At 71.2% G+C, this 24,489-nt stretch carries 20 protein-coding genes; 8 read left to right on the top strand and 12 right to left on the bottom strand.

Going from position 1 to position 24,489, the window contains the following annotated elements; all coding sequences use genetic code 11:
- The first annotated feature begins 122 nt into the window (after positions 1–122).
- Together TBR22_RS14350 and TBR22_RS14345 are read left to right on the top strand one after the other, a co-directional pair.
- The gene (locus tag TBR22_RS14350; protein ID WP_239488528.1) at positions 123–1,736 is read left to right on the top strand and encodes a serine/threonine-protein kinase; all 1,614 of its coding nucleotides are present in this window, start codon (positions 123–125) and stop codon (positions 1,734–1,736) included.
- 8 nt (positions 1,737–1,744) lie between these two features.
- Entirely contained in the window at positions 1,745–3,985 is a 2,241-nt protein-coding gene (locus TBR22_RS14345; protein WP_239488527.1) for a hypothetical protein, read from the top strand.
- Here TBR22_RS14345 and TBR22_RS14340 read toward each other — a convergent pair.
- Genes TBR22_RS14340 through TBR22_RS14330 form a run of 3 tightly spaced genes read right to left on the bottom strand, consistent with a single transcriptional unit; the run spans position 3,909 to position 8,251 of the window.
- Positions 3,909–5,288: an NTP/NDP exchange transporter gene (locus TBR22_RS14340; protein ID WP_239488526.1), complete on the bottom strand. Its 1,380-nt coding sequence runs from the start codon at positions 5,286–5,288 to the stop codon at positions 3,909–3,911. The genes TBR22_RS14345 and TBR22_RS14340 overlap by 77 nt on opposite strands.
- A complete protein-coding gene (locus TBR22_RS14335) occupies positions 5,288–6,958 on the bottom strand; it encodes a hypothetical protein (protein ID WP_239488525.1) in 1,671 nt (556 codons plus the stop codon). Before TBR22_RS14335 ends, TBR22_RS14340 begins: the two co-directional genes overlap by 1 nt.
- Positions 6,959–6,961: 3 nt before the next feature.
- Positions 6,962–8,251 carry a BamA/TamA family outer membrane protein gene (locus tag TBR22_RS14330; RefSeq protein WP_239488524.1) on the bottom strand — a complete coding sequence of 430 codons (1,290 nt, stop codon included), beginning with the start codon at positions 8,249–8,251 and terminating at the stop codon, positions 6,962–6,964.
- Positions 8,252–8,946: 695 nt separating this feature from the next.
- Between TBR22_RS14330 and TBR22_RS14325 the strand changes: the two genes are divergently transcribed.
- Both TBR22_RS14325 and TBR22_RS14320 read left to right on the top strand, forming a co-directional pair.
- The gene (locus tag TBR22_RS14325) at positions 8,947–9,753 is read left to right on the top strand and encodes an FRG domain-containing protein (protein ID WP_239488523.1); all 807 of its coding nucleotides are present in this window, start codon (positions 8,947–8,949) and stop codon (positions 9,751–9,753) included.
- Positions 9,754–10,030: 277 nt separating this feature from the next.
- Entirely contained in the window at positions 10,031–10,309 is a 279-nt protein-coding gene (locus TBR22_RS14320) for a hypothetical protein (protein WP_239488522.1), read from the top strand.
- Positions 10,310–10,468: 159 nt separating this feature from the next.
- Here the strand turns inward: TBR22_RS14320 and TBR22_RS14315 are convergent, their stop codons facing one another.
- Positions 10,469–11,338, bottom strand: a complete 870-nt coding sequence (locus TBR22_RS14315; protein WP_239488521.1) for a Gfo/Idh/MocA family protein — start codon at positions 11,336–11,338, stop codon at positions 10,469–10,471.
- Positions 11,339–11,428: 90 nt separating this feature from the next.
- Positions 11,429–12,538, bottom strand: coding sequence for a glycosyltransferase (locus tag TBR22_RS14310; protein WP_239488520.1), 1,110 nt, complete (start codon positions 12,536–12,538; stop codon positions 11,429–11,431).
- A 439-nt stretch (positions 12,539–12,977) separates the two neighbouring features.
- On the opposite strand from TBR22_RS14310, the gene TBR22_RS14305 reads away from it, so the two are divergent.
- Positions 12,978–13,187, top strand: coding sequence for a hypothetical protein (locus tag TBR22_RS14305; protein ID WP_239488519.1), 210 nt, complete (start codon positions 12,978–12,980; stop codon positions 13,185–13,187).
- A 4-nt stretch (positions 13,188–13,191) separates the two neighbouring features.
- The gene (locus TBR22_RS14300) at positions 13,192–14,583 is read left to right on the top strand and encodes a sigma-54 dependent transcriptional regulator (RefSeq protein ID WP_239488518.1); all 1,392 of its coding nucleotides are present in this window, start codon (positions 13,192–13,194) and stop codon (positions 14,581–14,583) included.
- Here the strand turns inward: TBR22_RS14300 and TBR22_RS14295 are convergent.
- From TBR22_RS14295 to TBR22_RS14285, 3 genes are all read right to left on the bottom strand, one after another.
- Positions 14,561–16,672: an amylo-alpha-1,6-glucosidase gene (locus TBR22_RS14295; protein ID WP_239488517.1), complete on the bottom strand. Its 2,112-nt coding sequence runs from the start codon at positions 16,670–16,672 to the stop codon at positions 14,561–14,563. The two genes, TBR22_RS14300 and TBR22_RS14295, sit on opposite strands and share 23 nt — an antisense overlap.
- Complete coding sequence (gene treZ / locus TBR22_RS14290) at positions 16,669–18,594, bottom strand: malto-oligosyltrehalose trehalohydrolase (RefSeq protein ID WP_239488516.1); 1,926 nt, start codon at positions 18,592–18,594, stop codon at positions 16,669–16,671. The genes TBR22_RS14295 and treZ overlap by 4 nt, the downstream gene beginning before the upstream one ends.
- 384 nt (positions 18,595–18,978) lie before the next feature.
- A complete protein-coding gene (locus tag TBR22_RS14285; RefSeq protein ID WP_239488515.1) occupies positions 18,979–19,134 on the bottom strand; it encodes a lmo0937 family membrane protein in 156 nt (51 codons plus the stop codon).
- 180 nt (positions 19,135–19,314) lie between these two features.
- Between TBR22_RS14285 and TBR22_RS14280 the strand changes: the two genes are divergently transcribed.
- Positions 19,315–20,037 carry an SRPBCC family protein gene (locus TBR22_RS14280; RefSeq protein ID WP_239488514.1) on the top strand — a complete coding sequence of 241 codons (723 nt, stop codon included), beginning with the start codon at positions 19,315–19,317 and terminating at the stop codon, positions 20,035–20,037.
- Positions 20,031–20,423, top strand: a complete 393-nt coding sequence (locus TBR22_RS14275; RefSeq protein WP_239488513.1) for a hypothetical protein — start codon at positions 20,031–20,033, stop codon at positions 20,421–20,423. The genes TBR22_RS14280 and TBR22_RS14275 overlap by 7 nt, the downstream gene beginning before the upstream one ends.
- A gap of 31 nt (positions 20,424–20,454) precedes the next feature.
- On the opposite strand, the gene TBR22_RS14270 is transcribed toward TBR22_RS14275, so the two are convergent.
- From TBR22_RS14270 to TBR22_RS14255, 4 genes are read right to left on the bottom strand one after another with little or no spacing between them, the layout of a single operon-like run.
- A complete protein-coding gene (locus tag TBR22_RS14270; protein ID WP_239488512.1) occupies positions 20,455–21,303 on the bottom strand; it encodes a Cof-type HAD-IIB family hydrolase in 849 nt (282 codons plus the stop codon).
- Positions 21,304–21,343: 40 nt separating this feature from the next.
- Positions 21,344–21,973: a hypothetical protein gene (locus TBR22_RS14265; RefSeq protein WP_239488511.1), complete on the bottom strand. Its 630-nt coding sequence runs from the start codon at positions 21,971–21,973 to the stop codon at positions 21,344–21,346.
- Positions 21,974–21,976: 3 nt separating this feature from the next.
- Complete coding sequence (locus tag TBR22_RS14260) at positions 21,977–23,890, bottom strand: monovalent cation:proton antiporter-2 (CPA2) family protein (protein ID WP_239488510.1); 1,914 nt, start codon at positions 23,888–23,890, stop codon at positions 21,977–21,979.
- Positions 23,890–24,486: an NAD(P)H-dependent oxidoreductase gene (locus tag TBR22_RS14255; RefSeq protein WP_239488509.1), complete on the bottom strand. Its 597-nt coding sequence runs from the start codon at positions 24,484–24,486 to the stop codon at positions 23,890–23,892. Before TBR22_RS14255 ends, TBR22_RS14260 begins: the two co-directional genes overlap by 1 nt.
- Between the last annotated feature and the right edge of the window lie 3 nt (positions 24,487–24,489).

Raw genomic sequence — 24,489 nt, 5'->3', positions numbered from 1 at the left:
CGAACCGGAGGCCGTGCCCCTCCGTCTGTGCTATCCATTGACCGCGCTCCGCGGACCTGCCTGAACGGCCGGGCAGGCTTGCCCCCGTCCGGCATCATGGTCGGCGGGAGGTCACACGCACCATGCAGGACGTCGTCCGCGCCACCACGCTCGGTCAGGGGACCTCCCCGCACGTCTCGTCCGAGGCGGCCCTCTCGCCGCGCCTGGTGAATCAGGCTGCGACACGGCTGTGCTGGGTGTCGCTGCTGGCGGCGGTGACCACCGTCGGCGCCTTCGTCATCCAGCGGCTGATCCAGCCCGAAATCGTCGAGGCCCAGCGCGATCCGGTCAATGCCCTGGCGCTGCTGGCAAACGTGTTGTGCGCCGCGGGGATCATCGCCCTGCAGCGCTACCGTGTCGTGCCGGCGGCCACCGTGCTGCAGCTGGGCATGGTCTTCGAACTGGTCGTGGCCTTCTCGATCTCGACGCTGGAGACGAGCCTGCCGTTCTCAGACGGGTTCGTGCGGGGCGGCTCCAACCTGGCCATCTGGATCGTCATCGTCGGCTTCCTGGTGCCCAACACGCCGCTGGTCACGCTGTCGGTGGCGCTGCTGGCGGCATCGACGTGGCCCATCGCCTACCTCATCAACCAGGCCCGTCTCGACCTGGCGCCCCTGCCGCTCAACCGCCTGCTGGCCTGGATCTTCGTGCCGTACTTCGCGGCGCTGCTGGCCTACTTCATCTCGCGTCGCGTCGAGCACATGGAGGCGGCGGCACGCAAGGCGCAGGACCTCGGCAGCTATTACCTCGAGTCGCTGATCGGCAAGGGCGGCATGGGGGAGGTCTGGCGGGCACGGCACAAGATGCTGGCGCGCGAGGCTGCCATCAAGATCATCAGGCCCGAGCTGATGCACGGCGCGACGGCCAGGCAGGCCGACGTCGCGGTGCGCCGCTTCGAGCGCGAAGCCCGGGTCACGGCCGACCTGCAGAGCCCGCACACCGTGTACCTCTACGACTTCGGGACCTCGCGCGAGGGGCACTTCTACTTCGTCATGGAACTGCTCGACGGCGTCAGCCTGCAGAAGCTGGTGCAGGTGTTCGGACCCCAGCCCGGCTCGCGCGTCATCCACCTGCTGCGGCAGGTGTGCCTGTCGCTCGAGGAGGCGCACGCCCGTGGACTGGTGCACCGTGACCTCAAGCCCTCCAACATCATGGCCTGCAAGGTGGCCCTGCAGCACGACTTCGTGAAGGTGCTCGATTTCGGGCTGGTCAAGCCGACGCAAGCCGAGGACCTCACGCACCTGACGATGGACGGCGTGTCGGCCGGCACGCCCGGCTACATCGCGCCGGAGATCGCGATGGGCGACGAGCGGATCGACGGTCGGGCCGACCTGTACACGCTCGGCTGCGTCGCCTACTTCCTGTTGACCGGCACCCTGGTCTTCAACGAGACCAGCCCGACGGCGATGGCCGTGGCCCACGTGCAGAAGTCGCCGGAGCCGCCCTCGGCGCGCACCGAGCTGCCGATCGCTGCCGACCTCGAGGCTGTCGTCATGCAGTGCCTGGCCAAGAAGCCGGGCGACAGGCCGACCAGCGCCCGGGCGCTGATCCGGTTGCTCGACGCGTGCGCGGAAGCCGACCAGTGGTGCGACGAGGATGCCGACGGCTGGTGGCGCACGCACCTGCCGCCCTCGTCCTCGCACCGCATTCCGGCCGTCGACCCGCAAGCACAGCCCTCGCCCGTCCTGGTACGCTGACGCCGCTCGTGGACATCCGCTCCCTCTCGCGCATGGCCATGACGGTGTCGGCCGTCATGCTCGCGCACCAGGTCGCCGGCAAGGCGGTGCGCGACGCGCTGTTCCTCGGCGCGCTGCCGGCTACCGACCTGCCGCGCATGGTGATCCTCGCGGCCGTGCTGTCGGTGCTCGCCGTGCCCGTGTACGCCCACCTGCTGGCCTGGGCGAGCCCGAAGCGGCTGGTGCCGGCCGGGTTCCTGCTCAGCGCGCTGGCTCACGCCGCCGAGTGGGTCGCCTACGGGCCGGGGCCGATCGTCCCGGCGCTCATCTACGTGCACGTGGCGGCCTTCGGGGCGCTGCTGCTGTCGGGGTTCTGGTCGCTGACCAGCGAGCTGTTCGATCCGCACTCGGCGCGCGAGCAGTTCGCGCGGATCGCCACGGCCGGTTCCCTGGGAGGCGTGTCGGGCGGCCTGGCGGTCGAGCGCATCGGCGCCTGGGCGACGCCGGCCGACTCCCTCCTCCTGCTGGCGGGACTGCACCTGGCGTGCGCCATCGGCTTGTGGCCCCTGTGCGCGGGCATGGTCGGGGGCGGTCGGCGCCGCGAGCCCGAGGCGACCTTCGGCGGCCGCCGCGTGTTCAGCGCGTCCCCGCAGGTCAAGGAGATCGCCCTGCTCGTCGTGCTCGGGACGGGCAGTGCGGCCATCGTCGACTACCTGCTCAAGTCGCGCGCCGCGGCCGAGTACAGCGGGGGACAGCTGCTGCAGTTCTTCGCCGTCTTCTACACCGTCGTGCAGGTCCTGACGTTCGTGGTGCAGGCCTTCGTGGCCGCCCCCCTGCAGAAGCAGATCGGCGTCGGGCGGTCGGTGACGTTGCTGCCGGTGGGGGTCGGCGTCGGCGCCGTGCTGTCGCTCTTCTTCCCGGCGACGCCGACCTTCGCGCTGGCCCGCGGCGCCGAATCCGTGCTGCGCGGGTCGTTGTTCCGGAGTGGCTACGAGCTGCTGTTCTCCTCGATGCCACCGGCCGAGAAGCGGCGCGTGAAGACGTTCCTCGACGTCGCCTGCGATCGCGCCGGTGATGCCCTGGGGGCCGGCGTCGTGCAGCTCCTGCTGCTGACCGGCCCGCTCTTCGTCGTCAACGAGATGCTCGGCGTGATGATCCTGATGGCGACGGCCAGCATCTGGATCGGGCAGCGGCTCGACGGCCTGTACCTGCAGGGCATCGAGCGGCGTCTCGTCGACCACGCCGAGGACCAGGACGTGGTGGGAGGCTTCGGCGATTTCGGCGGCCCCACGCTGGCCAGCCTCGAGATCCCGGTGGTGGCTTCGGCGCCCGTGCTCGAGGACGTGCAGCCGGCGCACCGTCCGCACGTGCCGGTGCAGGTGCTGCTCGACGAGCCGCTCGACCTGCTGCGCCAACTCCGATCGGGTGATCGGACCGTCGTGTCCGCGGCGCTCGAGTCGGCGCCGCGGTTCGAGGCCATGCACGTCGCGCAGACCATCCAGTTGCTGGCGTGGGACGACGTGACGCCGCTGGTGCGGAGGGCACTCGAGCACGTGGTGGACCGCCACTCGGGCCTGCTCGTCGACGCGCTGCTCGACGGCGGCACCGAGTTCGCCGTGCGGCGCCGGATCCCGCGGGTGCTCATCGGGGCCCCGACGCAACGGACGCTCGACGGGTTGGTGCTCGGCCTGTCGGACAGCCGGTTCGAGGTGCGCTACCAGTGCAGTCGCGCCATGGACCGGGTGCTGGTGGCCGAGCCGGGGCTGAAGGTCGATGCGGCCCGCATCCACCAGGTGGTCGAGCGCGAGTTGTCGGTGGCCAGGCCGGTGTGGAACGGCCATCGCCTGCTCGATCAGTTCGACAACGCCGACGCGGTCCTGTACCTCGACGAGCACCTGCGCGACCGGGCCAACCGCGCCCTCGAGCACGTGTTCTCGCTGCTGGTCACCGTGCTCCCGCGTGAGCCCGTGAAGGTGGCCTTCCGCGTCGTCCACAGCGAGGATCCGATGTTGCGCGGGCTGGCTCTCGAGTACCTCAATGGTGTCCTGCCCGAGCCCGTGCGGGCGCGGCTGTGGGAGGTGCTCGACGCCTCGGTCGGGCGTGCGGCGTCGGCCGCCGGATCGACCTCGGCCCTCGAGGCGCTGCTGCGTTCGCAGGAGGGGCTGCTGGAGCAGTTGGCGCGCACGCCGTCGCTCACACCGTCCGGCGCCGATGCTCCCGCGCAATCTGGCCCGCCAACGCCAGCCAGGCCACCGTCAGAGCCACGTTGAGCCAGGCGAAGGCGGCCACGCCGGCGCCCATGCCCGTGCCGACGCGGACGATCAGGGCCTGCGTCACGTCGCCCAGCCGCATGAAGAACGTGTCGATCGCGGCCTTGGCCTTGTACTTGGCCTCGCGGGTCGTCGGCAGGAAGAGCGCCTGGCGGACGGTGTTCTGGATCGAGTAGTCGGTGCTGTTCTCGAGCACCTTGAGCGCGCCGACCACCGCGAGCACCGGGGCGACGGCGATCACCGAGTAGTTCACCAGCGCCAGCACCGGCAACACGAAGAGCGCGCCGCGCACGCCGATGGCCCGCAGCAGGCGCGAGGTGACGAACAGTTGCAGCAGCAGGCCGAGCAGGTTGACGCGGCCGAAGAACGCGCCGTAGAAGGCGCCGATGTACCGCTGCCGCGCGCCGACGTCGCCGCCGGTGACGTGCGCGGCCGCATCGGCGACCACCAGCTTGCTCAGCAGGAACTCGCCCGAGGTGTTGACGATGTTGAGCAGCACCATCAGCGCCGCGATGAGCAGCAGGTAGCGGTCGGCGACGATCAGGGCAAAGCCGTTGCGGCCCTCGATCGGGGCGTCGCTCTGCCGCCGGCCGACGGCGTCGCTGCGCTGCACCTCGCGCCGGTTCACCACGACGATCAGGCCGAAGCAGACCGCGAGCAGGGCGGCGGTGCCGATCATCAGGGTGCCGGGATCGGCGGTCGTGTACGTGACCAGCGCCCCGGCGGCTTCGGCGCCGAGCCATGCCCCCAGCGAACTGCCGACGCCGATGAAGGGGAACAGGCGCCGGCCCTGACCCTCGGTGTAGACGTCGTTGGCGAAGGCCCAGAACTGGGAGATCACGAAGACGTTGAAGATGCCGAGCCAGATGTAGAACACGATGCCGACGGGCGTGCCGGCCGCCCTCAGGGAGGCGAACACCAGGAGGGTCGCGGCGAAGAAGGCATTGGACAGGCCGATGAGCGGCACGCGCGCGACCCGCGACGCCAGCCAGCCGTAGGCGGGCACGACCAGCAGGAGCAGGACGGCCTGGGCCGCCGACGAGTACGCCTTCACCTCCGCGCCGCCCTCGGTGAGGATGAGCGCCTCGCGTGCCGTCTTGAGGAGGTAGTACCCGGCCAGCAGCAGGAACACCGTGACCGCGAGCAGCAGGACGCCGAGGCCCTCGCCGGCGCGGACGTCGGCAAAGACCGAGAGCACCCGTTCCAGCGCGTTGCGCGGCGGCTCGCCGACGGTCCGGAAGTGCGGGAACGACTGCTGCGACTCGAGTTCGGGGTGGCTGACGAGGGTGCGGGGATCGTTCATCAGCGATAGAGACCCACGGGTGTCCAGTGGTCGCCCTGGCGACGGAAGTAGAACGCGACCGGCGTGGACCAGTGCCGGAACTGCGGGTGGACCGCGTGCACGCGCGCGACCACGAAGGCCTCCTGGGCGATCGCCGCCGGCAACTGGGCCTCCGGGATGTCGACGCTCACCGGACCGTCGACCGGCGTGTGGATGCCGGTGGCGTTGTCGAAGGCCTCCCATTGCACAACGTATCGGGACGGCGGGGCGCACACTCCGGCGTCGACCGCGGCGTTGGCGAAGCGGAGGCGCCCCTGCACGAGGACGGGCGACACCAGCGGCGTCACGCCGGTGAGCCACTGGCGGGCGATCGCGTCGCGCCGGCCGATCAGCGCCTGCGCCACCTGCGCGGTCGCCGCCGGATCGCTGTAGCGGCCCTGCTCGGCGAGCAGCCGCAGTTGTGCGTCGGTGAACGCCGCGACGCGACGCGCGCCCCAGAACGCGTCGTCGGGGCGCATGTTGAGGAATGCCGCGTTCGGGTACTCGGCCTTCCAGTCCGCCGGCTCGAACCCGTCGGCCGTGTAGGGGCCGACCGACGGATGGTACGGCGCGATGTGGCGTCGGGCCCAGGCCGGGGCCCACAGGCCGAACGTGCGCAGCACGCGCCAGGCCGTCGGCGCGTCGATCAGGTACGTGCGGCCCGACCGCGCGGTGTCCGGACCGGTGGTGCCGCTGCCCATGATCGAGCCGAAGTCGAACATGTAGTGGCGCAGCGCCGCGTGGTCGCCATCGCCCTCGATCATGTCGAGCGTGTTGTTGGCGCGCGAGTCGTCGTGGTTGACCCAGGCGGCGAACACGCGCGCCGCCCGCAACTCGCGCCGGTGCTCGTGCGGGTAGATGTCGTTGGGGTCGTCGTGCCTGGTGCCGTAGTAGCGGAACTGGCCGGCAGGCTTGCCCGGGGCGAAGCGACTGGCCAGGGCGCGGTACGTGCCGTCGGCACTGCGGGCGGCGCGCCAGAACAGGCGCTCGAGCGTCTCGCGCGTGAAGGGCTGCTTGCGGCCGTCGCGATCGCGGTACGTGGCGTCGGGCGCAATCGTGATCGTCGCCGGATCGACATAGACGATGTAGTTCTCGACGACGTGGTAGCCGAGTGCGTGGTAGAGCAGCGTGCCGATCATCTCGGCACCGGTCGCCAGTTGCGGGTGCCCGGGCGGATCGAACTCGATCTGGTAGAGCTGCTTGTCGTTCGCCCCGGTGATGGTGGCGCGGAAGCCGGGCTGCAGGCCGGTGTTCTTCCCGGCGACGATCGTCCAGGCGTCGGCGCGCAGCGTCTCGAACGAGTTCGGCCCCTGGGCCAGCGCCAGGTCGTCGATCGGTCGCTGCGTGATGCGATTGGTGAACCAGCTGGAGTCCGGCACTTCGTCAAGCGTGTTGACGTTCAGCGCCCGGATGTCGCGCCGATCGCCCTTGAGGGCGAAGGTGTTCTCGAGGAAGTCGTAGGACTGGCTCAGTTCCTGGGGTGCGACCTTGCTGGCGTCGACCACCATGTCGGCGTCCACCCAGAGGGGATCGTCGGCACGGAAGTGGATGGTGCGCGGCTCGTCGATCCGCGTGGCGCCAGCCACCAGCGCGGCCGCGAGGGCCAGGACGGCCACGCGGCGCAGGAACGAGGGCGGGGAAGGCCGTGACATCGGTCAGAAACTCGTGCTGAAGCCGACGATCAGGCGCGCGGTGCTCTCGCCGCCGAACGCCAGGTCGGCGCGCAGGGCGACGGCGTTGCTGTAGCCGAAGCGGAAGCCGACGCCATAGTTGTCGCGGAAGTCGCGCAGGCGGAAGTTGCTCCAGTCGGGCGCCACCTGGCCCGCGTCGTAGAAGACCGCCGCCATGAGGAACGGGTTGATCTCGTAACGATACTCGGCCGACACGAGGATCAGGCTGCGGTCGCGGAAGCGCTGGCGCTCGTACCCGCGGAGGCCGCGCGCCCCGCCCAGGGTGGGCATCAGGTAGAAGGGCACCTGCGCCTGCCCGAGGCCATCGGCATGCTGGGCGAGCACCCGCAGCGCGAGCACGCGACTGAGGTTCCAGAACGGGATGAACTGCTGCAGGTCGATGCGGGTGTCGGTGAAGGAGAACGCGCCGCCGTCCTGGTCGTCGAAGCGGCGCAACTGGAGGAGATACAGCCCGCCCTGGCGGGGATTGCCGGTGTCTCGTGTGTCGATCAGCGCGCCGAGGGTGGCCGTCACGTACGCCGGCTGGAAGGTCAGGCCCGGCGCCTCCGCCTCGGTGAACGCCTCCTGCGTGCCTGGCACGCGCGAGGCCTCCGACGAGGCTCCCAGGTCCGGAACCGCGTAGCCGACCGTCGCCGTACCCGTCAGCCACCGCGTCACCCGCACCGAGGCATGGCCCTCGACCTGCGTGGCCGACAGGCCGAAGCTGCTGCGGTCGTCGAACTCGGAGTCGGGGCCGGCGCCGTAGAACCGCTGCGCCGCCTCGTGGCGGCGCATCACGGTCAGGCCGACCTCGCCGGCGTCGCGCGGCAGGAAGGCGCGCGAGAAGTCGGCGCTCACCAGGTACGACTCTCTCAGCGAGCCCAGCCCGCGCAAGGTGAGGGCGCCCAGGGCTGTCGGCTGCCGGTAGCCGCCCCCCAGCGTGAAGCCGTTGCCCTCACCCACGCCGCCCACTTGCGCGAACCAGCCACGGGGTGGGTTGAAGATGCGCTGGAAGAGGCGTGCCTGCTCGATGAACGTGAAGGCCCGCTCCACCTTGTTGGGCGGCGGCGCCTCGGCGAGGGCCTCGCCCTTGGCGCGTCGCGCCCGTTCGATCTCGGCGGCCCGAGATTCCTCGGCCTGGCCGTGCGCGACACCACACGTCGTCACGAGGACGAGGCCAACGACACTGCCGACGCGCCGTACGCTCCGCGCCGCAGCCCGCGCAGCGCCGACCACTGCAGTGGTCCGGAGGAGGCACGGCCGCGTGTCGGTCATGAAGGGCTCATTAGACCAGAAGGCCCCGGAAGCGCCTACTCATCCGTATGGCAATTGGCCCGCCTCGGCGGCACCCTCGACCGGAGATCATCATGCGCATGCGGTGATGTCGACCAGGGTTGCCGGCGTGGAGGGCTGGGCGTACGGTGGCCCTGACAGCGCCGATCCACCGCTCTTCGACCGGTATCGGCGAGGGAGGTCACCATGGCCGAGGACAGTCCACCTTTCCAGGAAGGGCACGGCCGCCGTCACTGACGCCGACCGTGCCAGCCGGCGCGATCCCGCCGCTCGTGACCGCACGGACACCGTGGGCATCGACCCACACGGCAGCTGCCGGCGCCACGCGCACGAGGGCGAGATCGCATACAGCAGTGGTCCGCCGCGCAGGAGCGGCCGGGCATCGACATCCGAGTCGGAGGTGCGCACTGGACATGGACACGCCACCGAACAGGAACGCCGCGTAGGAGACAGGCGAGTTCCTGCGCGGCACGACCTGCAGGTCCACGCTGGCTGCGTGAGCGCCACGACACCGAGGCCCATGTGCCTCACGGCAACTGCCGACGCGCACGCCACGCTGCCAGCACGACCCGGACCGTCCGAACCACGAAAGGGAGAACACATCCGGCGGGCCCGATGCCTTCACGGCACCGGGCCCGTGTCATGTCTGCGGACCCGCCCTTGCATCGGCTCCCGACGTGACGTCCGCATGCCGGGAGCCGATCGCCGACTGGGCCGGCCTGAAAACGCGCCTCTCGCAGTTCGGCCCCGCGTGGGTCTTTCGCGGCCATGCCGGAGCCTCGTGGCCGCTCGCCACCGCCCTCGAGCGCGCTGACAGCGCCGACCGTGCCGCCGACGAGTGGCGCATGATCGATCACTTCAGGCGCCGGGCCGCCCTTCATCTGCCACCGCAACTCCAACTCACCGACGAGGACGTCTTCGGGTGGATGGCGCTGATGCAGCACTACGGGGCGCCGACGCGCCTGCTCGACGTGACGCGCTCGCCGTACGTCGCGGCCTTCTTCGCGCTCGAGGAGCCCGAGTGTGGCGACGAGACCGACGCCGCGATCTGGTGCATCGACACCCGGGCGTGCGCCGCGCAGGCCGCCAGCGCCGTCGAAGGTCACTGGGGCCTGGCCCCCGACGAGGCCGCCCGGATGGTCACTCATGAGCACGGCGCCCTGGTCCGGCGCCTCGTCTCGCCGCCGGGATGTTGCATCCCCGTCGTGTTCCCCGTCGAGCCCTGGCGCTTCGATCCGAGACAGAGTGCGCAGCAGGCCTGCTTCCTCTGCCCGGGCGACGTGAGCCGACCCATCCGTGGACTGCTCGATGCCGTGCCCGCTCCCCATGGCGCGCCAGCGATCGTGCAACTGACCGTGCCGCGCGCGACGCGCACCGAGGCACTCGACGACCTCTGGCGCATGAACGTGAGTCCCGCGTCGCTCTTTCCGAGTCTCGAAGGGCAGGCGCGCGCCTTGCGGATGCTGCTGACGCCCCGCGACTGACGCGTCGCGCTGCACGCGTCATGAACCGTGTCAACCCTGCGCAGTCCCACGCTGCTTCGGTGACGGTGGACGCCGCGCCCAGCGCGCCGTTGACGGCACGGACGCTCGGCAGCGTCCTTGCAACGGGTCGGGCGGCGCCGCGACGCGGTGCACGGCCAAAAGAAGACATGATGACCAGGATGGGGGGCAGTAGCGTGGGTGGCGCGCTGTCGACCGGTACCAACCCACCCACCAGCGTGACGCGTTCGTGACCTTCGGCCTCCGGGAGGAGCCCCGCATGACCAACACCATCAGCCTGCCCATCATTCCGCTCGATTTTCTCGGCTATGCCGATGACCGGACGCTCGACGCGACCGATCGCCCGTTGCTCGCCCTCGCCGAGGAAGATGTCGAGGAGGAGGTCGAGGACGACGAGGACGACGAAGACGACGAGGATGAAGACGACGAGGACCTCGAGGACGACGACGAGGAGGACGACCTCGACGACGAGGACGCCGACGACGAGGACGACCTCGAGGACGAAGACGACGAGGAAGAAGGCGAGTTGCAGGCGTAGGGAAGCCGGGGGGATTCGTCCCCTCGGCCCTGCTCACGCACGCGCGGCGGCGTAGAGCGCGTCGATGGTGCGGCTGACCTCGACGTGCGCCTCGCAATCGGCCTGGTAGCCGGAATCACGGGCGAGGCGCCGCGCCCAGTCCACCACCGCGCGCCCTCCCTAGGCGTCGGGCGGGGCACTGACCACGTGCGTGCGCGTGCCGTCGAGGCGCTCGGCCACGAAGTCGTGGAACGACCCGGCGACGTTGCACATCCGCAGGCCGCCGCGCGTGCCGTACAGCGCCACTTCCATCACCGCATCGCATCCGGCCGGGAGCCACCACGAGCACCCGAGCGTCGCGCTCGCCCCGCCCTCGAGGTCGAAGGCACACTGCGCGTGATCCTCGACCAGGGTCGGGTCGTGCCACCGGCGCCCCTGGGCGAACAGGACACTGCTCGACACGCGCGTCACGCCCGCGCCGGTGATCCAGGTCAGCAGGTCGAGCAGGTGCACGCCCAGGTCCATCAGGCAGCCGCCGCCGGCGAGATCGCGGGTTCCGTACCAGGCCTTGTCGGGTCCGTACGCGTTGTGGAAGGTCAGGGTGGCAGCGACGAGCGTGCCGATGGCGCCGGCCTGGAACTCGTCGCGGACGACGCGGGCGGCGTCGGTATAGCGGTAGGAGAAGTCGACGAGCAGCAAGCGGTTGGCGCGCCGCGCCGCGGCCACCACGGCTTCTGCCTCGTCTCCCGATCGCGCCAGTGGCTTCTGGCAGCACACGGCCAGTCCGGCGCGAAGGGCCAGCGCGGACTGCGTCGCGTGCAGGGCGGTGGGGGTGGCGACGACGAGGCCGTCGAGGTCCAGGCCGAGCAAGCCGTCCAGATCCTCGAGCGCGACGGCGCCCGGCGCGAGTCCGGCGGCCTCGCTGGCGGCCTCGGTCACCGGGTCGGCCACGGCGACGAGGTCGACGAGGTCGGCGGCCACGAGCGTTTCGAGGCGGTGCCTGCCGATCCAGCCCGCTCCCAGGGCGCCGACGCGAGGACGCCGCCGCATGTCAGGCACGACGCACCACCGCGGTCAGGAAGCCGTCGGGCCACGCCTGCATGACGCCGAGGGCATCGTCGCCCGAGCCCGCGAGCCTCATCACTGCCCCTGAGCGACGCGGGAGCGGGCGAGCTGGTGCAGCCCCATGGCCTCGGCCGCGTACGCCTCGAACTCGATGGCGCGGTGCTCGGCGGTGTGCGCCGCCAGGACGCGCTCCCGCGCGCGGAGTCCGAGCGTGCGCCGCGCGGCATCGGGCATGTCGAGGTACTGCTCGACGTCGGCCCGCGTCGCCGCCGGCAGGATCTCGATGTAGGGCTCGAAGAAGTCCTCGAGGCCGGGCCACTCGTCGCTGATGATCGCGGCGCCGCACGCGGCTGCCTCGAACAGCCGGACGCTGGGGGAGTGCCCCAGGCGGCGCATGTCGGCGCGGGTGAGGTTCAGCGTGAAGCGCTGGCCGCAGTAGAACGGCGCGTGCGCCGCCGGCGGCAGGTGGTCGACGCGATCGACGTTGGCAGGCCAGGCGACCGTGTCGGGATACATCGGCCCGGCGACCGCGTAGCGCCCCCAGGGCCGCGTGCGTGCGACGTCGAGCATCAGCGCCTCGAGTCCCGGCTGCCGATCGGGGGCATACGTGCCGAGGTAGCCGATGTCCCATCGGGTCTCCTCGACGACCGGCAGGTGGATGGTCGGGTCCACCGAGCAGCACAGCGCATGGGCGCGTGGCGCGCCCAGCGCGCACAGGCGATCGAGGGCGTGACCTGCCGTGAACGACAGGACCGAGTCGACCAGGCGCAGTTGATCGGGACGCAGGTACTCGCACGGCTGGCCGCTCTCGAGGGCGGCCAGGGTGATCGGCGTGTCGATGTCGTAGAACATCAGCACGCCGTTGGTGCTGCGCCGTGCCCACTCGAGGACCTCGGGGCCTTCCGGCACGCAGGACCCCACAATCACCACGTCGGCGGCCTCGACGGCCGACCGGTACTGGCAGGCCAGATCCTCCAGCGAGGTGTAGAAGCCCACCCGCACGCTGTCCCAGTCGCGCAGGTCACGGTGCGCGGCGTACCAGGGCACGTCGCGCTCGAGGAAGAGCACGTCGTGGCCGCGGCGGGCCAGCGCGCCGAGCAGGCTGCGGTAGGTGGTCGCGTGGCCGTTGCCCCACGACGAGCTGATGGAGAGACCCAGCACCACCACATGACAACGGTTCAGCATGCGTGCGCTCCGCGAGCGGGAACGGCGCCGCGGCGGCGGCCCCGGATGGACGACGTGACGCCGAGGACCGCCTCGACCCGCGCGGCGACCTGGTCGCCATAGGGCGACCAGCCCCTCGTGATCGGGCTCGAGGATGCGTCAGTCCCCTCGAGCGTGAACGCGCCATCACCGTCGTGGCGTCGCTATCGGAGGCGACAGGTCTGCAACCCACGTTCCGGCGCGAGTGCGACCGTCGCCAGCGCAAGCGGTCGCGGAAATCGAGCGAGGGATTGACCTTTCGGCACGCAGGCAAGGCAGTGGAGGGCGGCACGAGGCGCGCGTCGGGAACTCGTCCGACGTTGCGAACGGCAACGGCTGTCCGCAGGTGGTACACCCCGGCCGTTCTAGAAGTTCTAGAACGCCGTGCAGGGCGGGTACATCGCTTGCACGACGTCATCACGTGCCACCACTGCCGTCGTCTCCCGGGCCTGTCGACACTTCCACCCGCCGCATCGGGATCGACGCGTTCGGGCCGTGGTCCTCCAGCTGTCTCGAGCCGGCCCGCGACGTGCCGGTCGTCGAGCCCGACCATCCGTTCACCGACGCGTTCCTTTGCGAGCCTGACCCGCACGCCGACCTGCCGTCCCTGCCCGGGCTGGCCGGCCTCTGAGCCCGTGACTCGACCGCTCACGCGCGTGCTGCTGGTCGACCCCGAAGTCCCCGAGCGCGGCGGACTGGTGGCCGACCTGGAGGACCGGGGCTTTGCCGTCCGGATCGTGCGCGAAGGCGCGAGTGCCGAAGTGCAGGTGCGGCTGTGGCGGCCTCACGTGGTGCTGCTGGAACTGGTGCTGCCCGACGAGGACGGCCTCTCCTGGTTCACGCGCTGTCGCGGCCTCCTGGGGCACGCCCCGGTGATCGTCATCACGCGCCACGCCACGGTGCGGCGCGCCGTCGAGGCGTTGGGCGAAGGGATCGCGACGTTGCTCGAGAAGCCGGTGGACCTGCCGGTGCTGCTCGGGCACCTGCACCGGGCACTGGCGCGACGCGCGGCCCTGCTCGACGAGGCAGGACGCGCCGAGGTCGAGCCCGGCGTGGAGACGTTCGGTCGCCTGGTGTCACGGTCGCAGGGCATGCGCGATGCCTTCCGACTCGCCCGGGCGGCCGCGCCGACCGACGCCAACGTGCTCATCGTCGGCGAGAACGGCACGGGCAAGGAGCTGATGGCCTCGGCGCTGCACGACCACAGCCGGCGCGCGGGACACCCCTTCATCCGGCTGAACTGCGCCGCCATCCCGGGCGACCTCCTCGAGTCGGAGCTGTTCGGACATCGGCGCGGTGCGTTCACCGGCGCCTCGGTCGACAAGAAGGGCCTGCTGGAGGTCGCGCAGGGCGGGACCGTGCTGTTCGACGAGATCGCCGAGATGCCGACGGCGCTCCAGGTGAAGCTGCTGCGCGTGCTGCAGGAGCGCGAGTTCCGTCCGGTCGGCAGCCTCACCAGTCTGCGCGCCGACGTGCGGCTGCTGTGTGCCACCAACCTCGACCCGGCAGAGGCGGTTCGACGAGGCCAGCTGCGCGAGGACCTGTTCTTCCGGCTCAACACCATCGTGCTCAGCCTGCCGCCGTTACGCGATCGCGACGGCGACCTCCCGCTGCTGGCCACCCGGTTCATCGCGCAGTTCTCCGAACGCCACCGCCGACCGGTGAGCAGCATCGATGCGGCGGCGTTGCGGGTGCTCGAACGCCACGCGTGGCCCGGCAACGTGCGCGAACTCGAGCACGTCATCGAGCGCGCGGTGATCCTGTGCGCGGGCACCGACATCAGGGTGGAGGATCTGCCCGACACGGTGCGGCACCCGCTCGCGTCCGCCTTCCACACGTCGATGCCGATCGGGCAGTCGCTCGACGAGATCGAGCGCCTGGCGATCGTGCAGACCCTCGAGCGCACGCGCGGCAACAAGCGGGCCGCCGCCGCGCTGCTCGGCATCCATCGGCCCACCCTCTACAACAAGCTGCGCAAGTACGGCCTGTGGCGCGCCGACCCGATCAGCCCGTCGGCCGAGGAGTAGCCGTCCGCGCCAGCGCACGCAACCACTCGGCCACGCCCCAGGCCTGCGCGAAGCAGCCACGAGGGGCGTACGGCGGCTCGGCGTCGAAGATCTCGCTGACCGAGCCGATGCACGCCTGATCCAGGTGCGCGAGGCACGGCTCGACGAAGCGACGAGCGCCGGCGAGATCATCGGGATGGCGGGCCAGCCACGCGTCCACGAGAGGGCCAATCAACCAACTCCAGACCGTGCCCTGGTGGTAGGCCGCGTCACGCGCCCGGAGATCACCGAAGTACTGTCGCTGGTACTGGGCGTGTCGCGGCGAAAGCGATCGCAGGCCTACCGGCGTCAGCAGTTCGCGCCGCACCACGTCGAGCACCTCGTCCCAGTGCGCCCGGTCGAGCACCGGGAAGGCGAGGCTCATGGCCAGCAGCTGGTTGGGCCGGCATGCCGGGTCGTCGCCCGCCTCGCCGTCGACCACGTCGTTCAGGTGGCCGACCTCGGGGTTCCAGAAGCGGCGGTTGAACGACGCGCGCACGTCGGTGGCGTACGTCTCCAGCGTCGCCGCGGCAGCGGCATCGCCCGTCTCCCGCTCCCAGCCCGCGAGCAACCGCACGGCGTTGTACCAGAGCGCGTTGATCTCGACGGCCTTGCCGCGCCGCGGCGTCACGACCCAGTCGTCGACCTTGGCGTCCATCCACGTGAGTTGATAACCCTCTGCGCCCTGGCGCAGCAGGCCATCCTCGGGGTCCACCTCGATCCCGAAGCGCGTGCCGGCGCGGTGTGCCGCGACGATCCGCCGCAGCGCCGGCAGCAACTCGCGCAGCAGGAGGACGTCGTGGGTGCGCCGCTGGTAGCGGTCGATGGCGTGGAAGAACCACAGCGTGGCGTCGGCGGTGTGGTACAGCCCGTCGTTGTCCCCTTCGGGAAACATGTTGGGGATCAGGCCGTCGCGCACGTGGTAGGCGAAGGTCCGCAGGATGTCGCGGGCCTCGTTGGTCCTGCCGGTGCAGAGCGTGAGGCCCTCGAGCGAGATCATCGTGTCGCGGCCCCAGTCGGTGAACCACGGATAGCCCGCGATCACCGACCGCGCCTGGCCGCCGCTGGCGCGCACCAGCACGTGATCCAGCGTGCGCGAGGCGGGCGTCATCAGGAACTGATCGGCGGCGAGCACCAGCTCGGCCCCTGCGCCGGTCCGCACCGAAGGATCGGCGAGCGCCAGCAGCCTGGCGCGACGCGTGAGCTCCACCGCGAGGGCCTCGTCGGGATTGATCGCGGCCAGCGTGTCCCACGACTCGGCCGAGGCGATGATCGTGACCGGGGCCTCTGGCGTGAGGTCGGTCCGGAACCGGCCGGGGCTCCAGAGTGGCCCGGCATGGTCGTAGCCGCGCCGTTCCTCCACGAGGTAGCGCACGTCGCGGATGGCCTGGTCGTCGAACATGAACACGCCGGTCGCCGCGTGCAGGACGAGGCGGAGCGGCGGCAGGCCGCCATCGGCGACGACCTCGATGCGCTGACCTCGTGCGCTCACCGTGTAGCCATCGACGGGGGAGCGATCGACGGGGGCCTCGTGGGGGCGGAAGCCGACCATCGGCCGCAGCGACAGGCGCAGGCGGTCGGCGCCGTCGATCAGGCGGTAGCTGACGTGCACCGTGTTCTGCCCGTGCGGCATCAGCACGCGCTTCTCGACGATCGCCCCGTTGACGACGTAGCGCCACACGGGGAGGCCAGCCTCGAGGCGGAACTCGTCGAGGTGCAGGCCGGCGTCCAGCTGCGCCAGGCGTCCGGCGGCGCCGTGCAATCCCAGCCAGGCGCGCGTGCCGTCGCGCCACCCGAGGCGCTCCTCGAGATGGGTGAGCAGCATCGTCCGGCCGGCGGGCGCGGGCAACGCGGCCACCAGCAGGCCATGGAAGCGCCGGGTCAGCGCGCCCATGAGTGTTCCCGCGGCGTAGCCGCCGAGGCCATTGGTCACCAGCCACTCACGCGTACCGTCCTCCTCGAGGGTGGGAGCCTCGCCGGCCACGAAGGGGATCCGGCGCACCAGGGGCGCCAGTTCCGACAGCAGCGCGGCGTTGGTGGCATGAGCGGGAGCCGTGGTCACCTCCGTCATGCCGCCACCTCGCGATCGCGCACCGGTGTGGCCTGCAGCACGAGACACGCGTGTCCGGGGACGGGCCAGTGGCCCGACGTCCACGCCATCGTGCCTTGTCCGCCGTATGCCGGCTGCTCGCTCGACCACGCGTGCTGCCACTCGCGGCCGCCGGGGGGCGCCACGAGCGGGTCGGCCAGCGACGCCACGTCGCGGTCCGCCCCCATGTTCACCAGCACCAGCCAGTCGGCACCGCCGTCGCCGAAGTAGCGGAGGAGCAACAGGAAGGCGTCGGGCGTGCTCCCGTCGAGGCGATGCGCGCCGGCCAGGCGCGGCCTCCGCCGTCGCAGCGCGAGCAGGTCGGTGTGCAGCGCGAGCCATCGGCCCTGCTCGTCATCGTCGGGCGACCGACGCAGCTTGCAGCGGTGGAAGGCGTCGGGGCTGTGGGGCACGGCGAGGTTCGCCTGCACGTCCGGATCGCGCAAGCGCTCGAACTGCTCGAGGAACTGCCGTCGTCCGGCGGCCACCGCCTCGCGCAGGGGCGCAACGTGGTCGGCGAAGTAGAGGAAGGGCGCCCGCGACCCGAATTCCTGCCCCTGGAAGAGCATCGGGATTCCCGGCATGAGCAGGCACAGCGCGGTGAGCGCACGCAGGTCAGAGGGCCGTGCGAGATCGACGAGGCGGCGTCCCCGGTCCGTGTTGGCGACCTGATCGTGGTTCTCGAGGAAGTGCACCATGGTCGAGCGCGGCAGGTGCAGCGCCGGCGTGCCGCGCGCCTGCTTCTGCCAGGCGTAGTGCTGGCCCTGGAACAGGGCGCCCCAGCGGGCGCAGGCGAGCCACTCGGCCGGCGTGCCGTGGTAGTCGCTGAAGTAGGCCTCGTGCGTGCCGACCAGCGCCATGCGCGCGCTGTGGTGGAAGTCCTCGTTGTAGATGGCGTCGAGTCCGTGGCCGCCGTCGGCGACCGGCGTGACCAGGCGAGCGTGCTGTGGCTCGTTCTCGGCGGTGACGAGCACGCGCCGCGGGCCGGCCGTGGCCCGCGCCACGCGCGCGACCGCCGCCACCAGGTGCTCGGGCGAGGCATCGAAGATCTGCTGCGTGGCGTCGAGGCGGAAGCCGTCGACATGGAACTCGTCCACCCAGTACGCCACGTTGTCGAGGACCCACGCGCGCACCGGCGCGGACTCTGGCCCGTCGAAGTCGAGCGCGTCGCCCCACTCGTTGTCGTAGCGATCGGTGAAGTAGCCCTGCGAGAACTTGCGCAGGTAGTTCCCGTCGGGCCCGACGTGGTTGTAGACGACGTCGAGGACCACGGCGAGGCCGAGGGCGTGGGCGCGGTCGACGAACCGGCGCAGGTCGTCGGGCCGGCCGTACAGGCGCGACGGCGCATACAGGTTGACGCCGTCGTAGCCCCAGCCGAAGGCGCCAGGGAAGTCGGCCACCGGCATCACCTGCAGGACGGTGACCCCGAGCGCCGCCAGCGCCTCGAGCTGCGTCGTCGCCGCCGCCGTTGTGCCCTCCGGTGTGAAGGAGCCCAGGTGCAGTTCGTAGAGCACGGCGTGGTCGTGGTCGACGCCGGGCCAGTCGCCGTCCTCCCAGGTGTACGCGCGCGGATCGATCACCTCCGACAGGTCGTGCGGCCCGTCGGGCTGGAAACGCGAGGCCGGGTCCGGATAGGGCGTCGGGTCGTCGCCGAGAAGGAAGGCATACCGGCTCCCGGCCCGTCCCGGCACCTCGCCCGAATGATGGCCGTCGGGCTCTCTGGCCAGCACGTGACGCGCGGCGTCCATCACCACGGCGACGCGCGCGTGATCGGGCGCCCACACGCGCACGCTCACCATACCGGGCGCGATGATCTCTGCCCCGACGGACAAGCGGCGACTGGTGACGGGACGCGTGGGCAGGGGCGTGGACTCGACCATGGACGGCGGCAGGGCAAGGGGCATGCCTACCGGACGACACTGGTCTCGCGTCGTGGTAACTGCAGGAAGCGAGGCGCGACCTGATGCGTGGCCTGTAGGTGGCTGCGCCACGTGGTGCATTCCCGAACACGACCATGGATCACGATGGACCGTCGGGATGGCCATCGACGCCGGGCCTCAGCTCGTCGCCGGGAGGTACGCCGTCAGAGACACGCCCGTGTGGATGCCCCGGGTGGCGGTCCAGCTTCGGTCGCGATGAAGTGCAGTCGTTCGGCCTGCAGCGCAGCAGTGCACTCCTGCGAGGGCCGCGGCCCCTCACCACAAGAGTCCCCCTCGGGAGCCCTCAGCGTTCGCGGATTGCTGCGCGCGCATGGTGCGGCGCGCCGCGAGCTGAAGGCTCCCGCCGGGTCAGAGTGCCGCCCGTCGCGTTCCCGTGAACAGGTTGACCACCACGAGGATGAGCGCGAGCACGAGCAGGGCGTGAATCATCCCGCCCATCGTATAGGCGCTCACGGTACCGAGCAGCCACAGCACGAACAGGATCAAGGCCAGAGTCCAGAGCATGGTCACCTCCGGGGAAGGTCACTGCACGAAACGCGCCGACGAGTGCGCGTCCTGCCCGCTCCGTCATGCTCGTGATGGTCGATCCGCCGGCCCCAGACCGCACGCCGGCTTGCATCACTTCTTGCAGGCGATGGCTCCCGACACTCATTGCCGAGTGCCCTTCATGGAGTGGAGTTCGACGTGCGCACCAACCTCGGGACGTGGGAGCGGATTGGATCGGTTGCGGCAGGCGCGGGCCTGTTGTACGTCGCGGCGCGCCGGCCCGCGTGGCGACGTACCTCGCAGGCGGTCGGCGCCGGCCTGGTGATGCGGGGGATGTCGGGCGCGTGCCCCGTGAAGCAGGCCATGGTCGGTGACGGCAGACGCACCGACACCAGGCGTGCGCTCGGCGGGCCCGCTGGCATCCACGTGAGAGAGAAGGTCGTGATCAGGCGGCCGGCGCACGAGGTCTACGCGTTCTGGCGCGACTTCGAGAACCTCGCGCGGTTCCTGCGTCACGTCGAGCGCGTCGACGTGCTCGATGGCAGCCGGTCGCACTGGGTGGTCAAGGGACCCGGCGATATGCGGTTCCAGTGGGACGCCGAGATCCTGAGTGACGAGCCGGATGCGCTGATCTCGTGGAAGAGCATCGGCGAGGCCGACGTGGTGAGCGCCGGCAGCGTCATCTTCAAGCCGATGGGCGGCACCCACACCCAGGTCGCCGTGCACTTCCAGTACGCACCGCCGGGTGGGCGCGCAGCGCGGGCCATCGCCGCGTTGTTCGGCCACGACCCTGCCGCGCAGGTACGCGAGGACCTCGATCGTCTTCGCTCTCTGCTGGAAGGCCGCGAGGACGTGCGTCCGGAGGTGGTGGCCGCGGTCACGCCCGAGCCGCTTCCCGATCCAGGGCACCAGCCGTGGTGAGCCGGGTGCTGGTCGTCGCGTGGCTGGCGCTCGTTACGGTGGCCTGCGGGCCCCCGGGCTCCGACGTCCAGCGCGACGCGCACAACTCGCGCGACACCGGGCCGTGGCTGTCCCTCGGGCGATCGCGCTCGGCCGACGGCGCGCTGGTGGTGCACGTGACCGCGTCCTACCCGGAGCACGCCGAGACCATCGCGCAGAAGATCGTCAGGCAGAACTTCCCGACGTCGGCGCGGCCCATCCGGGTCGTCATCGACCCGACCGACGCGCAGGGGCAGCGCCGGGTGTTCCGGTGGGACGGCGTATCGCTCACGCCCGATACCGCACCGGAGGGCCTGCCGCCGCGCGCGTCCTCGCGCGCGGCGGGCGCAGGATCGGACGGGCACTGAGGCCAGGACGGGCGGCGACGGCGGGCCGGCTTCAGAGGCAGCCGGCCGGGTGCGGGCTGTGCTCGGCCAACAGCACGTCGATGGCCACGGCCAGGGCGTCCTCCGGGTCGGCGTCCGGGGCGACGAGGTCGGCGGCTGCGTGCGCCTCCGGCAGCGCGTGGGGCATGGCGACGCCCAGCCCGGCCCATCGCAACATGGGCACGTCGTTGTGGCTGTCGCCGAACGTCAGGACGTCCTCGCGCGCGACGCCGTAGTGGCGGGCGACGGCGGCCACACCGGTCGCCTTGGTGGCATCGGGGGCGTTGAACTCCAGCAGGTGCCTGGTGGTGATCACGACTTCCGCGTCGGCGCCGAGCTCGGCCGCCATCGTCGCCGCCCAGGCGTGCACCGCGTCGGTCTCGCCGAACCACAGGACCTTCAGCGGCGCGTGCCGTACCTCCTCGTCGAGATCGCGTGGCTCGATCCGGAGCGTGCCGTCGCGTTCGGCGAAGTTGTGCACGACCCACGGGCTGGTCGGCGCCGCCACGAACCCCTCGTCGGTGGCCAGCAGCACGTCGAAGCCTTCAGCACGCCCGCGCGCCAGCAGCTGCGCGGCAAGTGCCGCATCGACCGGCCGGCGCCAGAGCTGGTGGCCCGTGCTCGGATGCACGACGAGTGCGCCCTGGCTCGACACCACGTAGTCGTCGAGCCCGAGCCGCTGCTGGTAGATGGCCATGCTGTGGTGCTCCCGCCCGGAGGCAAGGATCACGCGACAGCCGGCGGCGCGCAGGCGGTCGATGGCCTCCCGGTTGGCCGGGCTGATCTGCTTGTCGGGGCCGACCAGCGTGTCGTCGATGTCGATCGCGGCAAGGCGATAGCGGAACGGCGGGCGAGCGGCCATCAGGAAATGATACCGCGCGCCCTCGCGCCGACCGCGGCCGTCACTTCACCTCGAGCAGGCTCACGTGCAGGTTGAGTTGGTGGTTGACGCGGAGGCCGACGACGCCATCGGTGTCGAGTTCCTTTGTGGGCACCCGCGCGACTTCGGTGCCGTTGACGAGGAAAGCGGTGGTGTCGGCAGCGACGCGGACCTCGAGTGCGTTCTTGACCGACTGCTGTCCCGCCTTGCGGTCGTCGAACTTCACGATCGCTGGACTCGGCGTCCAGTCCTTGACGGTGGCGGTCGTGCCGCCGGTGCGCCGCTTGATCAGGAACTCACCGGAGCGGCGAATCAGGAAGTACGTGTAGGCCTGCTGCGGCGTGTCGAGCGCCTTGCCCCCGATCAGCAGGCCGTAGCCCTCGCGACGCGTCCCGGGATCGAACTGGAAGATCTCGCTGCGCACGGTGTAGGCGCCGGTCGCCTTGCCGGCGGGCCGGTAGAGGATGGCCGCCGGTCCGGTCGTCACGTGCCAACCCGGCGGCATGGTGACAAAGGAGACACCGCTCGCGTCGGCCGTGCCGTGGTCCCCGCCGTCCACGCGCACCTGCCAGCCCTCGGGCACCTGCGGCGCGGCAGGCGCCTTGGCCTGGGGGACCGTCAACATCGCCAGCATCACGAGCATCTGCAGCATGGGTCACTCCTCGACGGAATCGGTCGACGGTGGTTCGGGCGTGGTGGCCGCAGACGGGCGGCCAAGCGCCTCGTCGCGCAGTGTCGTGTTGTCCCACGCGAGATCGAAGTGTCGATCCACGAAGTCCAGTGAGGCAAGCAGCTGGGCCGACTCGGCGATCCTGGCGCGGGCCGCGGAGAAGTACGAGCGGTCGTCGCCCCACTTGTCGGCGAGCGCGCGCACGCCCTGCTCGTCGTGGTCGCGGAACGCCTGGACGGCACGCCGGGCCTGGAACGCGCGATGGCCGAGCGCACGCAACGTCGCGTACCCCATGTCGCACGCGGTGCCGACGGTCTCCCGGTGCACCTCCGACACGCCGTCGCGCAGCAGCGCGTACGCCTCGGGCCGATCCGGCACCCGGACGATCAACCGCAGGTGCGGGAAATGTCGGCGCGCCACCTCGACGAGCCGCTCGGTGACCGCAAAGTCGTCGACCGCCACCACGAGGATGCGCGCCCGGGCCGCCCCGGCCGCCTGCAGCAGTTCGAGGCGGGTGGCGTCACCGTAGTAGGCCTCGAGGCCGAGGCGTCGCAGCACCTCGATCCGGTCGCCGTCGAGGTCGAGCACGGTGGTGCCGACGCCGCTCGCGCGCAGGAGCCGGCCGAGCGTGCTGCCGACCCGGCCGAAACCCGCGACGATCACCGGCGTGTCTTCGTCTGGGATGGCGTCGGCCTCGCGCGTCGGGGCCGCCCCGGCCAGTCGCGGTTCGACCAGGCGTGCATGGGCGAGCAGCAGGAGCGGGGTGGCGAGCATCGACAGCGCGACGGCGGCGACCAGTTGTCCGGCCTGCTGGTCGGGCAACACGCCCGCGCCGCGCGCCATGCCGAGGAGCACGAAGGCGAACTCGCCCACCTGGCAGAGCGCGGCAGCGATGAACAGCGCATCGGCCATGACGCTGCCCGCCCGGCGCGCGACCAGCACCAGGACCAGCGCCTTGAGCCCCATGATCCCCAACACCAGCGCGCCCAGCGATCCCGGGGCGGCCGCGACCAGCCGGAAGTCGATGCCGGCGCCGACCGAGATGAAGAAGAGGCCGAGCAGCAGGCCCTTGAAGGGCTCGATGTCGCCCTCGAGCTCGTGCCGGTACTCGCTGTCGGCGAGCACCACGCCCGCGAGGAAGGTGCCCAGCGCCGGGCTCAGCCCCACCGCCTGCATCAGCAGTGCGATCCCCACCACGAGCAACAGCGCCGTGGCCGTGAAGATCTCGCGCAGGCCCGTTCGCGCGATCGCCCGGAACACGGGACGCAGCAGGTAGCGCCCGCCCGCGACGATCGCGGCGACGGCGCCGAGCACGACGATCGCCTGTTGCCACCCTGGCAGCGCGCCCACGCCGTGCATCTCGGCCGCCGCTGGGGGCGGCGAGGTGGCCAGCAGCGGCAGGACCGCCAGGATCGGAATCACCGCGATGTCCTGCGAGAGCAGGATGGCGAAGATGCGCTGGCCGGCGTCGGTGCGCAGGCGGCCCGTCTCGGCGAGGCTCTGGAGCACGATGGCCGTCGACGACATCGCGATGATCACGCCGACGGCCAGCGCCATGCGCCAGGGCACGCCCAGCGCGACGCCCGCCGCGCAGCCCAGCGCCGCGGTCGCGACGATCTGCCCCCCGCCGAGGCCGACGACCGCGCCCCGCATCCGCCAGAGGGCCGCCGGACGCAGTTCGAGGCCGATCAGGAACAGCATCATCACGACGCCGAACTCGGCGACGTGCAGGACATCGCCCGCGCCGTCGGCCACCAGGCGCAGGCCGAACGGCCCGATGGCGATGCCGGCCAGGAGGTAGCCGAGGACCGCGCCCATGCCCAGGCGGCGGGCGAGCGGCACCGCGGCCACCGCGGCCGCGAGGTAGACGAAGGCCTGCGCGAGGAGGTTGTCGTGCATCACGCGTCCGCGACGAGGTCGTTGATGCGCGAGCCCTCGACGGCGCGCGCGAGGTCGAGCGTGCCGTCGCGGAGCGCGACGAGCAGTGCGCGGTACCGTCGCTCCGCGACGTCGAGGCCACCCTCGGCGTCGATGCGCAGCGCCCCGTGCACGACGAAGGGCGCCAGGTAGGTCATGCGGCACAGGAAGGCGGTCTGGTCGAACGGCGCGAGCAGTTGCCGCATCGTGAAGCGGTTGCGCCCGCCGATCTGGTAGGCCGACTCGGCGCCGCCGGTCGTCGTGGCATTCATCAGCAGCTTGCCGTCGAGGGCGTGGCCCTGCGAGCCGTACGCGAAGCCGTGCTCGAGCACCAGGTCGAGGTATTCCTTGAGCAGGGCCGGGGCGCTGTACCAGTAGAACGGGTGCTGCAGCACGATCACGTCGTGCGCGACCAGGCGCGCCTGCTCGGCCGCCACGTCGATCCGGAAGTCGGGATAGGCCTCGTAGAGGTCGTGGACGGTGATCTCGTCGAGGTCGGCAATCGCCTCGACCAGCCGCCGGTTCACCCGGGACTTCTCGTAGGCAGGGTGCGCGAACAGCACCAGCACGCGTGGCATGGA

This window comes from Luteitalea sp. TBR-22 (assembly GCF_016865485.1).
Taxonomy (GTDB): domain Bacteria; phylum Acidobacteriota; class Vicinamibacteria; order Vicinamibacterales; family Vicinamibacteraceae; genus Luteitalea.
Note: the sequence above shows the minus strand (reverse complement) of the source record. Positions and strands in the feature narration are given on the sequence as shown.

Excerpts from the sequence above, each read along its gene's own strand:
- TBR22_RS14350 (WP_239488528.1), top strand. The coding sequence starts at position 123 with ATGCAGGACGTCGTCCGCGCCACCACGCTCGGTCAGGGGACCTCCCCG.
- TBR22_RS14315 (WP_239488521.1), bottom strand. The coding sequence starts at position 11,338 with ATGCGGCGGCGTCCTCGCGTCGGCGCCCTGGGAGCGGGCTGGATCGGC.
- TBR22_RS14295 (WP_239488517.1), bottom strand. The coding sequence starts at position 16,672 with ATGACGGAGGTGACCACGGCTCCCGCTCATGCCACCAACGCCGCGCTG.
- TBR22_RS14335 (WP_239488525.1), bottom strand. The coding sequence starts at position 6,958 with ATGTCACGGCCTTCCCCGCCCTCGTTCCTGCGCCGCGTGGCCGTCCTG.
- TBR22_RS14330 (WP_239488524.1), bottom strand. The coding sequence starts at position 8,251 with ATGACCGACACGCGGCCGTGCCTCCTCCGGACCACTGCAGTGGTCGGC.
- TBR22_RS14340 (WP_239488526.1), bottom strand. The coding sequence starts at position 5,288 with ATGAACGATCCCCGCACCCTCGTCAGCCACCCCGAACTCGAGTCGCAG.
- TBR22_RS14320 (WP_239488522.1), top strand. The coding sequence starts at position 10,031 with ATGACCAACACCATCAGCCTGCCCATCATTCCGCTCGATTTTCTCGGC.
- TBR22_RS14260 (WP_239488510.1), bottom strand. The coding sequence starts at position 23,890 with ATGCACGACAACCTCCTCGCGCAGGCCTTCGTCTACCTCGCGGCCGCG.
- TBR22_RS14310 (WP_239488520.1), bottom strand. The coding sequence starts at position 12,538 with ATGCTGAACCGTTGTCATGTGGTGGTGCTGGGTCTCTCCATCAGCTCG.
- TBR22_RS14265 (WP_239488511.1), bottom strand. The coding sequence starts at position 21,973 with ATGCTGCAGATGCTCGTGATGCTGGCGATGTTGACGGTCCCCCAGGCC.
- TBR22_RS14270 (WP_239488512.1), bottom strand. The coding sequence starts at position 21,303 with ATGGCCGCTCGCCCGCCGTTCCGCTATCGCCTTGCCGCGATCGACATC.
- TBR22_RS14285 (WP_239488515.1), bottom strand. The coding sequence starts at position 19,134 with ATGCTCTGGACTCTGGCCTTGATCCTGTTCGTGCTGTGGCTGCTCGGT.
- TBR22_RS14255 (WP_239488509.1), bottom strand. The coding sequence starts at position 24,486 with ATGCCACGCGTGCTGGTGCTGTTCGCGCACCCTGCCTACGAGAAGTCC.
- treZ (WP_239488516.1), bottom strand. The coding sequence starts at position 18,594 with ATGCCCCTTGCCCTGCCGCCGTCCATGGTCGAGTCCACGCCCCTGCCC.